Source organism: Phaeobacter sp. CECT 5382, from assembly GCF_001457775.1.
GTDB lineage: Bacteria > Pseudomonadota > Alphaproteobacteria > Rhodobacterales > Rhodobacteraceae > Pseudophaeobacter.
Window position 1 is genome coordinate 1 of the sequence record NZ_CYSG01000005.1, and the last position, 13243, is coordinate 13243.

The 13243-nt window shown below is 59.5% G+C and carries 14 protein-coding genes; 6 read left to right on the forward strand and 8 right to left on the reverse strand.

Annotation, left to right across the window (positions count from 1 at the left end):
- The first annotated feature begins 469 nt into the window (after positions 1–469).
- Positions 470–676 carry a cold-shock protein gene (locus tag PH5382_RS06985; RefSeq protein WP_009809887.1) on the forward strand — a complete coding sequence of 69 codons (207 nt, stop codon included), beginning with the start codon at positions 470–472 and terminating at the stop codon, positions 674–676.
- A 202-nt stretch (positions 677–878) separates the two neighbouring features.
- Here the strand turns inward: PH5382_RS06985 and PH5382_RS06990 are convergent, their stop codons facing one another.
- Positions 879–1541, reverse strand: a complete 663-nt coding sequence (locus tag PH5382_RS06990) for a GntR family transcriptional regulator (protein WP_058333655.1) — start codon at positions 1539–1541, stop codon at positions 879–881.
- Between the two features lie 222 nt (positions 1542–1763).
- Between PH5382_RS06990 and PH5382_RS06995 the strand changes: the two genes are divergently transcribed.
- From PH5382_RS06995 to PH5382_RS07010, 4 genes are all read left to right on the forward strand, one after another.
- The gene (locus tag PH5382_RS06995) at positions 1764–2726 is read left to right on the forward strand and encodes a dihydrodipicolinate synthase family protein (protein WP_058333822.1); all 963 of its coding nucleotides are present in this window, start codon (positions 1764–1766) and stop codon (positions 2724–2726) included.
- 2 nt (positions 2727–2728) lie between these two features.
- Positions 2729–3661 (forward strand): 4-hydroxyproline epimerase, encoded by a 933-nt coding sequence (locus PH5382_RS07000; protein WP_058333823.1) that lies wholly within the window; start codon positions 2729–2731, stop codon positions 3659–3661.
- 22 nt (positions 3662–3683) lie between these two features.
- Positions 3684–5114, forward strand: coding sequence for an aldehyde dehydrogenase family protein (locus PH5382_RS07005; RefSeq protein ID WP_058333656.1), 1431 nt, complete (start codon positions 3684–3686; stop codon positions 5112–5114).
- 71 nt (positions 5115–5185) lie between these two features.
- Positions 5186–6466: an NAD(P)/FAD-dependent oxidoreductase gene (locus PH5382_RS07010; RefSeq protein WP_058333657.1), complete on the forward strand. Its 1281-nt coding sequence runs from the start codon at positions 5186–5188 to the stop codon at positions 6464–6466.
- Here the strand turns inward: PH5382_RS07010 and PH5382_RS07015 are convergent.
- Complete coding sequence (locus tag PH5382_RS07015) at positions 6463–7674, reverse strand: methionine gamma-lyase (protein ID WP_058333658.1); 1212 nt, start codon at positions 7672–7674, stop codon at positions 6463–6465. The two genes, PH5382_RS07010 and PH5382_RS07015, sit on opposite strands and share 4 nt — an antisense overlap.
- 131 nt (positions 7675–7805) lie before the next feature.
- Between PH5382_RS07015 and PH5382_RS07020 the strand changes: the two genes are divergently transcribed.
- On the forward strand, positions 7806–8264 hold the full coding sequence (locus tag PH5382_RS07020) for an Lrp/AsnC family transcriptional regulator (protein ID WP_058333659.1): 459 nt from the start codon (positions 7806–7808) through the stop codon (positions 8262–8264).
- A gap of 3 nt (positions 8265–8267) precedes the next feature.
- Here PH5382_RS07020 and PH5382_RS07025 read toward each other — a convergent pair whose 3' ends face one another.
- The 6 genes from PH5382_RS07025 to PH5382_RS07050 all read right to left on the reverse strand — a co-directional run bounded on the left by PH5382_RS07025 (position 8268) and on the right by PH5382_RS07050 (position 13238).
- Complete coding sequence (locus PH5382_RS07025; RefSeq protein WP_058333660.1) at positions 8268–9461, reverse strand: M56 family metallopeptidase; 1194 nt, start codon at positions 9459–9461, stop codon at positions 8268–8270.
- Entirely contained in the window at positions 9451–9846 is a 396-nt protein-coding gene (locus PH5382_RS07030) for a BlaI/MecI/CopY family transcriptional regulator (protein ID WP_058333824.1), read from the reverse strand. Before PH5382_RS07030 ends, PH5382_RS07025 begins: the two co-directional genes overlap by 11 nt.
- Positions 9847–10186: 340 nt before the next feature.
- Positions 10187–10465: a DUF2160 domain-containing protein gene (locus tag PH5382_RS07035; protein WP_058333661.1), complete on the reverse strand. Its 279-nt coding sequence runs from the start codon at positions 10463–10465 to the stop codon at positions 10187–10189.
- On the reverse strand, positions 10465–11262 hold the full coding sequence (locus PH5382_RS07040) for a carbohydrate ABC transporter permease (RefSeq protein ID WP_058333662.1): 798 nt from the start codon (positions 11260–11262) through the stop codon (positions 10465–10467). Before PH5382_RS07040 ends, PH5382_RS07035 begins: the two co-directional genes overlap by 1 nt.
- A 12-nt stretch (positions 11263–11274) precedes the next feature.
- Positions 11275–12138 carry a carbohydrate ABC transporter permease gene (locus PH5382_RS07045; protein WP_058333663.1) on the reverse strand — a complete coding sequence of 288 codons (864 nt, stop codon included), beginning with the start codon at positions 12136–12138 and terminating at the stop codon, positions 11275–11277.
- Positions 12135–13238: an ABC transporter ATP-binding protein gene (locus PH5382_RS07050; RefSeq protein WP_058333664.1), complete on the reverse strand. Its 1104-nt coding sequence runs from the start codon at positions 13236–13238 to the stop codon at positions 12135–12137. Before PH5382_RS07050 ends, PH5382_RS07045 begins: the two co-directional genes overlap by 4 nt.
- Positions 13239–13243 lie beyond the last annotated feature (5 nt).

Sequence of the window (13243 nt, forward strand, 5' to 3'; positions counted from 1 at the left end):
TCGACATATCTAATCTCCTTCGTATTGAAGATCAGCTGACTACAAATCGCAGCTTACGTCAGTGTCCGAATTTCGGGGGGTAGCTCAGCTGAAAACACGTCCATAGTTTCGAACAAGTCGCGTCGTTGTCGAGAGTATTGCGGACCCTGCATTCGGTCATCTCCGGTCATGGCGTGGCGCAAATTGCCATCCCGACCGGCGACTGGGCTACAACGAGTGTGATCAGACGTGAAAACCACTCAAAATGGGGCGGGGCGTCCGACACCGGGGCAGAAAATCTATGTCCTTGGCCGCGGCAGAGAAATTGACCCTTGAAACAAAAGCTCAAGGATCGCATATGTAGGGGGCTAACGTTTCTCTATGTCGACCCACTGTCTCCCGTTTGCGGCGTTCAGTCTCTCGATTCAGACCTAAACAACGCCGGGCTGTCGCACCAACGCGGGCAGCAATTTTTTAGGAGACTACGGATATGGCTTCAGGCACCGTAAAATGGTTTAACTCAACCAAAGGCTTCGGCTTCATTGCACCCGACGGCGGCAGCAAAGATGTATTTGTTCACATTTCTGCTGTTGAGCGTTCCGGTCTGACCGGTCTGGCCGACAACCAAAAAGTGACCTTCGACATCGAACCCGGCCGTGACGGTCGTGAGTCCGCTGTGAACCTCGAGCTGGCATAAGCCTCCTCGGTTCAAAAGTTTTGAAACGCGGTCCCTGGCAACGGGGGCCGCGTTTTTCGTTCTGGATATAGCTTTTGACTGTTGGCGGTCAGGCGGCCCGATGCGTGTTGCGTAGGCGCGCGCCCTTGGGTTGGCTAACCGCAGGGCGGGCAGGCGCTGACCGAAGGCATCGAATGATTGCTTGGCGCGATGGGGCGCAGGATCAGCGCAGGCTGTGAATGTTCTGGATCAGAGATTCCCGCGCGCCGGTAATGTGGCGGCGGGTTCGCTCGGCGGCGAGGTCGGCGTTGCCATTCATGCAGGCCTCCCAGATTTCCATGTGTTCTTCGTTGGCACGTTCCATACCATTCGACAGCACCAGCTGCGCCCGCAGGTAGCGGTCGATCCGGTCCATGGCGTTGTCGATAACATCGAGATGATACTGCAATCCGCTCGCCTGATAGAGGGTGGAGTGGAAATCCCGATTGAGATCGCCCCAGGTCATCGGATCTGAGGATTGCGAAAAGGCCGCCCAGGAGGCGCGTGCCTTTTCAAGGGTTTCTGGCGACATCTGCGGCACTGCCCGGCGGATGACCTCGGGTTCGATCAGGGCGCGAAAATCAAAGATCTCTTCGGCCTCGGTGGCCGATAGCCCGGATACAACAGCGCCCTTGTAGCGCTGGGTTTTGACCAACCCCTGTTCTTCGAGGCGCGAAATAGCCTCACGGACCGGGATACGGCTGGTGTTGAAAAGTCGGGCTATTTCATCCTGACGCAGGGGTTCACCTTCGGTGAGATCGCCCTCGATGATGGCCTTGCGCAGGGCCTCGAAAACAATTGAAGAGGCCGAGGCGGTCTTGGAAATATCGACGGATTTCAACTTCATAAAGGGGCTCCTCCTGCTCTGGTCATAGCGCTCTTTCGGATTTGAGGAAAGAGATGTGAGAAAATATATTGCAAATTGGATCCAATATAAAATAGACAGTAGCCGACAGTGCCGGGCCAATCCGGCTGTAGTGCCATCGTGCCAAATCCGGTGCCGGGACTGATGTCACAGAATTCACGCCACCGCCCATTTGCAAACGGGCTGACTTGCAAGGACAAGATCATGAACAAAGACATTTTTTCGGGATGCATTCCGGCTCTGATGACCCCCTGTACGCCAGACCGCCGCCCAGATTTTGACGCCCTTGTGCGCAAGGGGCAGGAGTTGGTCGCAGTCGGCATGTCGGCCGTGGTCTATTGCGGATCTATGGGAGATTGGCCCTTGCTGACTGATGCCGAACGCATGGAAGGCGTCGCACGTCTGGTTGCCGCCGGGGTGCCGACGATTGTTGGCACTGGCGCGGTCAACAGCAAGATCGCCGCGGCTCATGCCGCCCATGCCGCCAAAATTGGCGCGCAGGGATTGATGGTGATCCCGCGGGTTTTGTCACGCGGCCCTTCCTCCGCTGCCCAAAAGGCGCATTTTAAGTCGGTCTTGGCTGCGGCTCCGGATCTGCCGGCGGTGATCTACAACAGCCCCTATTATGGCTTTGCCACCCGTGCCGATCTGTTCTTTGACCTGCGCGCCGAGCATTCGAACCTGATTGGTTTCAAGGAATTCGGCGGCGCCGAGGATCTGCGCTACGCGGCGGAAAACATCACTTCGAAAGATGACGAGGTCACCCTGATGATCGGCGTCGATACCACTGTCTATCATGGCTATGTGAACTGCGGCGCCACCGGCGCCATCACCGGGATCGGCAATGCTTTGCCGCGCGAAGTGTTGCATCTGGTTGCCCTGTGCAAGCAGGCCGCCCGGGGCAATGCAACCGCCCGCATCCGCGCCAAAGAACTTGAAGAAGCACTTGGAGTCTTGTCCTCCTTCGACGAGGGCCCGGATCTGGTGCTTTACTACAAGCACCTGATGGTGCTGAACGGCGATGCGGAATACACCCTGCATTTCAACGAAACTGATGCGATGTCGGACAGTCAGCGCCACTACGTCGAGGCCCAGTATACTCTGTTCAAAGACTGGTACGGTGAATGGGCAAAACTGCCCGGCGCTGCTGTGGCAGCTGCAGCCTGACCATGCAGATCGTCGATAGTCACACCGCCGGAGAACCGACCCGCCTGATCCTCAGCGGCGGGCCGGAGCTCGGTGTCGGCACTTTGGCGCAGCGCGCGGAGCGGCTGGTGCAAGATCACGGTGATTTCTGCGCCGCCGTGCTGCTGGAGCCGCGCGGCCATGATGCGATGGTGGGGGCCTTGTTGCTGCCACCAACGGATCCCGCCTGTGCGGCTGCGGTGATCTATTTCAATCCGGTGGGGCCGCTTGGCATGTGTGGTCATGCCACCATAGGCACTGTGGTCAGCCTGCATCATCTGGGCCGGATCGGTCTTGGCCTGCACCGGATTGAAACGCCGGTTGGCGTAGTCGAGGTAGATCTGGTCGCGCCGAACCGGGCGGTGGTCGAAAATGTTCCCAGCTACCGCTTTGCGCAGGATGTCGTTTTGGATGTGCCCGGGCAGGGGCTGGTCACCGGCGATGTGGCCTGGGGCGGCAATTGGTTCTTTCTGACAGCAGATTGCCCTGTGGCGCTGGACTTTGATAATATCGACGCTCTCACCCGGGCGGCGAAGGCCATTCGCCGTGCCCTGCAGGACGCGGGCATCACCGGAGCGCATGGGGCTGATATCGATCACATCGAGTTTCTGGGCGCACCGCAGACGCCGCAGGGGCATGGGCGCAATTTCGTGCTCTGCCCGGGGGGGGCCTATGACCGGTCCCCCTGTGGTACCGGCTGCTCTGCCAAACTGGCCTGCCTTGCCGAAGAAGGCCTGCTGGAGCCGGGCACGCCCTGGGTGCAGGAAAGCATTATCGGCAGCACCTACATCCTGCGCTACCACCGCGATACGCAGGGGGCGGTAGTCCCCCGGATCGAAGGTGAGGCCCATGTGACCGCGCAGGCGACCCTCCTGTTTGAAGACACAGATCCCTATCGCGCCGGTATCCGGGCGTAACAGCATGAGAAAGACAAAACCCATGGACTACAGAAACCTGATTGGCGGCAGCTGGGAAGCAACAAGCGAAGCTGTGCCCAATGTGAACCCCTCTGATACCAGCGATATTCTGGGCGTGGCGGCACTTGGCGAGGTGGCTGACATGGACCGCGCCGTCGCCCGCGCGCGCGCGGCAGCCCCGGTCTGGGCTCAGACGACCCCACAGTCGCGGTTTGATGCGCTGGATTTCATCGGCAGCGAAATCCTGGCCCGCAAAGAAGAGCTGGGCCGCCTGCTTGCGCGCGAAGAAGGCAAGACCCTGCCCGAGGGCATCGGCGAGGCAGCACGGGCTGGCCAGATCTTCAAATTCTTTGCCGGCGAATGTCTGCGCCAAACCGGTGACCACCTTGCCTCTGTGCGTCCCGGCGTCGAGGTCGATGTGACCCGTGCGCCGATTGGCGTTGTGGGCCTGATCACCCCGTGGAACTTTCCAATTGCCATTCCGGCCTGGAAGATCGCCCCGGCATTGGCCTATGGCAATGCAGTCGTGCTGAAACCGGCAGAGCTGACACCGGGCTGCGCCTGGGCGCTGGCCGAAATCATCTCGCGGGCGGGTCTGCCCGAGGGTACCTTTAACCTGGTCTTGGGCCGGGGCTCGGTGATTGGCCAGCATATGGTCGACCACAGCGATGTCGATGGGATCTCCTTTACTGGGTCGGTGCCGACGGGGCGTGGCATTGCCGTGTCCTGCGCGCAGTCGATGAAGAAGGTACAGCTGGAAATGGGCGGCAAGAACCCCATGGTGGTTCTGGATGACGCGGATCTTGATCTGGCGGTCGAGGCCTGCCTCAACGGGGCGTTCTATTCCACCGGACAGCGCTGCACAGCCTCGTCGCGCCTGATCGTGACCGAGGGTATTCACGATCGGTTTGTCGCCGCACTGAGCGTGGCGATGCAGGGGCTCAAAGTTGGCAACGCGCTGGAGGCTGGCGTCCAGATGGGGCCTGCGGTGGATAGCAGGCAGCTGGATCAGAACCTGTCCTATGTCGCGGCAGCTGCCGCCGAAGGTGGCAACGTCATCGGCGGCGCACGTCTGTCACTGGCGCAGGAGGGGTTCTATATGGGCCCGGCTTTGATCACCGAAACCAGTCCGCAAATGCGCATCAACCGCGAAGAAGTCTTTGGCCCGGTGGCCTCGGTGCTGCGGGCGCGCGACTACGACGAAGCCCTGATGCTGGCCAATGACACGCCCTTTGGTCTAAGCGCCGGGATCTGCACCACCTCGCTGAAACATGCCAGTCATTTCAAGGCCAATGCCGAAGCAGGCATGGTCATGGTGAACCTGCCCACTGCTGGCGTTGACTATCACGTGCCCTTTGGTGGCACCAAAGGGTCGAGCTATGGCGCGCGCGAACAGGGCGCATATGCGGCGGAATTCTACACCCGGGTAAAGACCGCCTATACACTGCCCTGATATCGCGGGATAAGACCGCCGAAGGCACGCGCTTGCCTTCGGCAAATTGACAGGCGTTCAGGGGGCATCAGATGGTCAATTCGGCAGGTGACACGACGGGATCGACCACAGGATTGACCGTCGCCGTGATTGGTGGTGGCGTCATTGGCGTGAGTGCCGCGCTGCGTCTGCAAACGCTGGGCCATCAGGTCACGATCTATGACCGCAAAGGGCTGGCGGCAGAAGCCTCAGCAGGCAATGCCGGCGCCTTTGCTTTTAGCGAGATCATTCCGCTGGCCACGCCGGGTATCATCACCAAGGCTCCAAAATGGTTGCTGGATCCGATGGGCCCGCTATCGATCCGCCCGCGCTATGCATTGCGGCTTTTGCCCTGGCTGCTGCAGTTCTGGCGCGCCAGTTGGCGCGATCGCTATGAGGCTTCCATGTCGGCGCAGGCCGGTCTGATGGATCTGGCGCGTGCGGCCCTGGAACGACAGATTCTTGATACCGACGGCGAAGCCCTGATCCAGCGCGACGGTCAGCTGCAACTGTTCGAAAGCGAGGCCGAATTCCGCGCCAGCCTGCCCGGATGGGAGGCGCGCAAGGCACAAGGCATTCGCTATGATTTGCTGACCTCTGCCGATGAGATCGCCGAGATCCAGCCGGGTCTGCATCGCCGGTTCAGCCATGCCGGATCTACACCGGACTGGATCAATACCGTGGATCCCAAAGCCTGGGTGGAACATCTGGCCGGGCAGTTTCTTGCCCGCGGTGGACGGATCGAGGTGCAGGACATCTCCGGGCTGCGTCTCAATGAGGGACACCCTTGTTTGGATCTGGGCAGCCACAGGATTTCCCCGGACCGCGTGATCCTGGCCGCAGGCGCCTGGTCACATCAGCTGGCGCGAGGGCTGGGGGATACCCTGCCGCTGGAGACCGAACGCGGCTATAACACCACCCTGCCAGCTGGGGCCTTTGATCTGAAAACCCATGTTACCTTTTCTCGCCACGGATTTGTCGCCAGCCGGATCAATGGCGGGGTGCGCATCGGGGGCGCGGTCGAGCTGGGCGGGCTGGCTCTGCCCCCTAACTACCGGCGTGCCGAGGTGCTGCTGAACAAGGCCGAAAGCTTCATGCCGGGGCTTGATCGCAGTGGTGGCCAGCAGTGGATGGGGTTCCGGCCTTCGATGCCCGACAGTCTGCCTGTCATCGGTCCCGCGACTGCCAGCGATGCGGTAATCTATGCCTTTGGCCATGGCCATCTGGGGCTGACCCAATCGGCCGCCACAGCCGAGCTGGTCGCGGAATTGGTCGAGGCGCGCGCGCCAAGCCTGGCCCTGGAGGCCTTCTCGGCGCGCCGCTTTTATACCTAGGCCGCTTGCACCAAAAACGGGGCCAGGGACTGTTCCAGATCCGCGAGAATATCCTCAGGCTCCTCTAGCCCTGCCGACAGGCGCACCAGACCGTCGGTGATGCCATGCTCTGCGCGCTCTTCTGGTGTGTAGGTGGAGTGCGTCATCGAGGCCGGATGCTGGATCAGTGTTTCAGCATCTCCCAGCGAGACTGCCCGTGCAATCATCTGCAACCGGTTCATCATCTGACGCCCGGCACTGATGCCGCCCTTCAGTTCAAACGCGATCATGCCACCGGGTTGCGCCATCTGGCGGCAGGCCAGATCATACTGCTCAAAACTTTGCAGACCGGGATAATGCACTTTTTCCACCGCCGGGTGGCCTTCTAGCCAGTCAGCGATTAGTGCTGCGGTGTTGCAGTGCCGTTCCATCCGCAGCGCCAGGGTTTTGAGGCCACGCATCACCAGTAGTGCATTGAAGGGCGCCATGACCGCGCCGGTCATGTCTTTCATGCCAACGAGGCGGATCTCCTGCACCAGCTCGGCGCGGCCTGCGACCAGACCGGCAACCACATCGCCATGCCCGCCGAGGTATTTGGTGGCCGAATGCAGCACCAGATCCGCGCCCAGCTCGATCGGGCGGGTGAGATAGGGCGTGGCATAGGTATTGTCGACCACCACTGTGGCCGCGTGGGCGCGGGCGATCCGGCTGGCCCCGGCGATATCCACCAGCCGCATGTTGGGATTGGCAGGGGTTTCGAAATAGACCACCCGGGTCTTGTCACTGATCGCCGCCTCGAGGTTGGCAAGGTCAGTCATATCCACATGGCTGACGGTGATGCCGAACTTTTGCAACCCGTGGCGCATGAAGGCAAAGGTGCAGCCATAGAGCGTTTTGTCCACCAGCACCTCGTCCCCCGGCGACAGAAGTGTCCACATGACAGATGTGATCGCGCCCATGCCAGACGACAGCGCCAGACCTGCTTCGGCGCCCTCTAGCGTGGCGATGCGCTGTTCCAGCAGATCCAGCGTCGGGTTGGAGATGCGCGAATAGATATGACCGGGGCGGTCGCCTGCGAACATCTCGCCGCCTGCCTCGGCGGTTTCAAAGGCAAAGGTGGAGGTCAGATGCAGCGGCGGCGTTAACGCCCCCTCGTTTGCCTGCGCGTCATAGGCGTGATGAATGGCGCGGGTGGAAAAACCGGGCTGGGAATTGCGAAGGGTGGACATTTCGTGGCTCCTGTCTGCTGATGGTAAGGACAGAATGCACTTGTCTTTTGGGTTATAGGTTGCGAATGCTGCCGATAGGTGGTCAAATTTTGGCATAAACTGCCAAGTCGTGTTGGGGAGTCGTCGCTGAAATGGACCATAAAGATCGGCAGATCATTCGCGCCCTGCAGCGCGACGGGCGCATGACCAATCAGGATCTGGCAGAGGCGGTGAACCTGTCACCGTCGCCCTGCTTAAGGCGGTTGCGCAATCTGGAAAAATCCGGGGCTATCATTGGCTTTGCGGCTGTCGCCGATGCCAAGCTCTATGGTTTGGCCTTTGAGGTGTTTGTGCGGATCAAGCTGGAAAAACACCAAGAGGATGTGGTGCAGAATTTTGAGCGTCGGGTGCAGGCCATGGATGAGGTTCTGGAATGCCACATGATGACGGGGCAGGTGGATTATCAGCTCAAGGTGCTGGTGTCGGGGCTGGACGCCTATGAGGATTTCATCCGCAACAGAATCCACCCCATTGGCGGCGTGGGATCGATCGAGACAAGTTTCGTCTACGGAACAGTGAAAAAGACGGCGGTGTTTCCCGACCCCAGCTAGCGCCTAGCGCGACGCCGTTGGCATGAAGCTGCCCTGCAGGATGGCATTGGCCCTGCTTGACACTGTGCCTGTTGATACAGTGCCTGTTGGGCCGGTTTCGGCGGTGGTGCTGGCATTGCGACTGGCCATACGTTCCAGGTTGACAATGGTCGATAGCATCAACCGGTCATGGCTCCAGTCGCCGGGACGCTGCATCAGCATCGCGGTGGCCAAGACAGATGCAATCATCAGACCGGAAATCAAAGCCCAGCCGAACCCGGTATCGCCATGGGGCGCGCGTGCGGTGACGGCAATGATACGCTGCTGCAGGGTCGAGTTTCGCCGGGTCTCGCGCCGGTCAACCAAGGCCACCGCAGGGCTGCGGCGAGTGAAGAACACGCCTTCCTTGGCGGCCTGGGCACAGGCGCGGATGAGGCATTCGCAATAGCTGCGGATATCCAGGCCGGGGCGCGCCATCAGGGCCTGATCGCAGGCAAATTCGCGCAGCATGCGGACTTCGCGCCGCCACAGGTAGAAAGCAGGGTTCCAGAACAGCAACGGACGCAGCATCTCGAGCAGGAATTCGCATTCGATATCGCGCTGGCGGAAATGCTGCAACTCATGCGCCATGGTCAGGCGCAGATCCTGCGGATTGTTCAGTAATTCGGTGGGGAGCACCACGTAGCGCATGAACAACCCGCGGGTGGAATAGGCCACCGGCGTGGTGTCCGACAGCAGAATACGGGTGTTGGAGATCTGTTTCCACAGGAACGCCCGGCGCAGGGCGCGGCGCAGCCGATAAACAGAGAGCGCGACATGCACGGCGCAGACCAGCCCGCCAAGCGCAAGGGCGGCCGCCAGAATACGGGTCCAGAGCGGTTGCTGCGAGGTCAGCACGCGGACCGTGTCTTCGCGCAGGCCCAGAAGGCTTTCAAAGCTGGAGGCACTCATATTGACGTTGCCCTGCAGGTATTGTGCCACCAGAAGGTCGGCAATATTGGGCGGATGTGCCATCACCCATTGGGTGAAACCCAGCATCAGAAAAGGGGATAGTGCCAGCAATAGCGTGAGTGCATTCATCAGCTTGAGCTGGGCCAGAAAGGCATTGGCGAGCCGCGTATTGGACAGAAGTTTTCGCGCCGCAAGCCAGAGCAGGGTGCCCGTGAGAACCAGAAGGTTCAGATCCAGATAACCATTGAGCAGCGCGTCAGCTTTCATTGTCCCCCAGCCTTTCGTTCAGCAGCGCCCGCATCTCAACGAGCATGTCGTCGGTGACTTCCTCATCATCAACAAGGCGTGCGACCAGGGCCGCCGGTGCGCCGTTGAAAAGCTTGCTCGAAAGGTTTTTCAGAGAGGTTTTTTGATACTCTGTTTTGGGAACGGCGGGGCGATAGATCAGCGAGCGGTCAGCGCGTTCACTGGTCAGAAAGCCCTTTTGTTCCATGATCTTGAGGACCGTCGCGACAGAAGTATAGGCGCGTTCCTGCAGCTTGTTCAGCTCTGCCAGGATTTCGCGCACGGTGCCGCCGCCTGTTGCCCAGACCACGGTCATGAATTCAAGTTCAACCTCGGTCAGAAGCGAATTGTCCTGTTTCTTTCGCATGTGGGCAGATGTCCGGTCCATTTTGGTCTTTCAGCGATGCTAGAGGAAGCAGGGGGAATTTGAAAACTATTTCTTTAGCAGAAGGCGCATTTCAGGGCTGGAGGGAGTTGAATTGGGCGCTTCCGCGCGCCTGTTTGGTAGGTTGAAAGGTGATATTTCGACCCAAATCTTGGGATTTGAGGCGGCTGTGGAGATATCTGCTGAGAGGGCCTGAACGGGCAGGTCTGCCGTTCAGGCCCTGTGCAATTATGTCAAGGTTCGCGCGTCTTTGCGCGTCAAGGGCAGGCCGCTGACGCGGGGCCTTTGGCCCCCTTGACCCGCAGGGAGCCAAAGCTCCGGATCAGACCTTCCAGAAGGTGAAGACCCCCCAGGCAATGGCAAGCCCCAGTGGCCACCAGAGCGGCATGCCGATCAGGCCAAGCCAGGCCAGAAAGATATAGCTGGTGCCCAGAAGGGTGATAAACAGCCGATCCCCGCGGGTGGTGGTGAGGCCCAGCACGCCGCGGCGTGTGTTGCCGCCGGGGGTGCGGATTTCCAGCGCGATGAGTACGCCAATGGCGGAAAAAATCCCGATGAAGACCAGCGCAGTTGGCCAGGTCCAGGCCATCCAAGACAGCATTACACCCTCCCCATCGCAAAACCTTTTGCGATATAGTTGCGGACGAACCAGATGACGATGGCGCCCGGAATGATTGTCAATGTGCCCGCAGCTGCCAGCAGGCCCAGCTCGTACCCCGCGCTGGAGGCGGTTTTGGTCATGGTGGCGGCGATGAGTTTTGCGGCCACAGCTGTCAGAGGTTTTGGCAACAGCAGGTCCACCCAGGAAAACATGAAACAGAAGAAGGCAGCGACGCCGACGCCCGCTTTGATTGACGGGATAAAGATCGTGGCAAAGAAGCGCGGGAAGGAATAGCCGTCGACATAGGCGGTCTCGTCCAGCTCTTTGGGGATGCCGCCCATGAAGCCTTCCAGGATCCAGACAGCCAGTGGAATGTTGAACAGGCAATGCGCCAGTGCCACCGCCAGGTGGGTATCAAACAACCCGACCGCAGAATAAAGCTGGAAAAACGGCAGGGCAAAGACCGCCGCAGGGGCCATCCGGTTGGTCAAAAGCCAAAAGAACAGCTGTTTGTCGCCCAGAAAGCGGTACCTGCTGAACGCATAGGCAGCAGGTAACGCCACGGCGACCGAGATCACCGTGTTGATGGTCACGTAGAGGATCGAGTTGATATAGCCCCAGTACCAGGTCGGATCGGTAAAAATCGTGGTGTAGTTTTCCAGAGTGAAGGTCTGCGGGAACAGCGAGAACCCGGAGAGGATTTCATTAGTGGTCTTGAAGCTCATGGCCACCAGCCAATAGATCGGCAGCATGAGAAACAGGATATAGATCACGGGAACGATGGAACGTTTCTGCATCAGCCCGCCTCCTTAATTCAGGTCGTCTTTGGTCATCAGCGTGTAAAACAGCCAGCTGACCAGAAGAGTGATTGCAAAATAGATCAGCGACATTGCCGCAGCGGGGCCGAGGTCAAACTGACCCAGGGCGATTTTCACCAGATCGATCGAAAGCAGCGTGGTGGAGTTCCCCGGACCACCACCCGTCAGCACAAAGGGCTCGGTGTAGATGTTGAAGCTGTCCATAAACCTGAGAAGGATTGCGATGGTCAGCACGGTTTTCATCTTGGGCAGCTGGATGAACCGGAACACGGCCCAGTTGGAGGCACCGTCGATTTTGGCGGCCTGATAATAGGCATCCGGGATCGACACCAGGCCAGCATAGGCCAGCAGCACCACCAGCGAGGTCCAGTGCCAGACATCCATGGTGATGATGGTGACCCAGGCAGCAAAGGGGTTCTGAGTCATGTCATAGGTGATCCCCAGCACATGGTTCAGGAAATAACCCAGCAGACCAATGTCGGGCAGGGTAAAGATGTTCCACATCGCGCCGACCACATTCCATGGGATCAGCATCGGCAGCGCCATCAGCACGAGGCAAACGGGCACCCAGAACCCTTGGCGCGGCATCGATAGCGCAATGGCAATGCCCAGCGGCACCTCGATGATGAGGATCAGGAAGGTGAACAGGAACTGCCGCCCAAGAGCCGCATGAAATCGATCAGAGCGCAGGATCTGTTCGAACCAGTCGAGACCCTGCCAGAAAAACACATTGTCACCAAAGGTTTCCTGCACCGAATAGTTCACCACAGTCATCATCGGGATCAGCGCATTAAAGGCGACCAGGATCAGAACCGGCAGCACAAAGAACCAGGCCTTTTGGTTTTCAGTTTTCATAGCGACGCCTCCGCTGCGGTGTCGGGTTTATCGGGATCGGTGGCCAGCCAACCGTCCACATAAAGCCGGGTCTGATCCCGGCGAAATTCAAGATGCACCTCTGAGCCTTTGGTCGGGGCGGTGCCTTCGATCACCGCATTGATCCGGCTGCCATTGGCACTGCATTCCACCACTGTGTGGCGGCCCACATCGGAGACCTTGGTGACTACGGCGGGCAGGCCGGATTCGGCGAATTTGACAAATTCGGGGCGAATGCCGATCTCGGTTTTGCCAATTGCCTCGCCCCGAATGGGCCCTTCGAGCGCGATGGCATCCGCGCCAAACAGGGCCACACCGGCGCGCAGATCGCAGGGTAGGATGTTCATCCCTGGGGAGCCGATGAAATGGCCAACAAACGTATGCGCGGGACGCTCAAACAGCTCGACGGGGGTGCCGATCTGCACCACTTCGCCCAATTGCATCACCACCACCTGATCGGCAAAGGTCAGTGCCTCTGTCTGGTCGTGGGTCACATAGATCATCGTCGCCTTGACGCGCTGGTGCAGCTCTTTCAGCTTTGAGCGCAGCTTCCACTTCAGGTGCGGGTCAATTACCGTCAGGGGTTCGTCGAACATCACAACATTGACGTCTTCGCGCACCAATCCGCGCCCCATCGAGATCTTCTGCTTGTTGTCGGGCGACAGGCCAGCGGCCTTTTGGTCCAGCATTTCGGTGACTTCGAGCATCTCGGCGATGGCCATAACGCGGTCGCGCACCGTGTCCTCATCGCGGCCGCGATTGCGCAGCGGAAAGGCCAGATTGTCGTAGACCGTCATGGTGTCGTAGATCACCGGAAACTGAAAGACCTGCGCGATGTTGCGCTGATCGGGGGGCAGGTCGGTGACGTCTTGTCCGTCAAACAGGATCTGGCCCTCAGATGGCACCAGCAGGCCCGAGATGATATTCAACAGCGTGGATTTTCCACAGCCCGACGGCCCCAGCAGCGCATAGGCGCCGCCATCGGTCCAGTCGAGGTCGATTTCCTTCAGGGCATAATCCGAGGGGGATTTCGGGTTCGGAAAATAGCTGTGTCGCAGCTTGGAGAGTGTTATTTTAGCCATAGGAG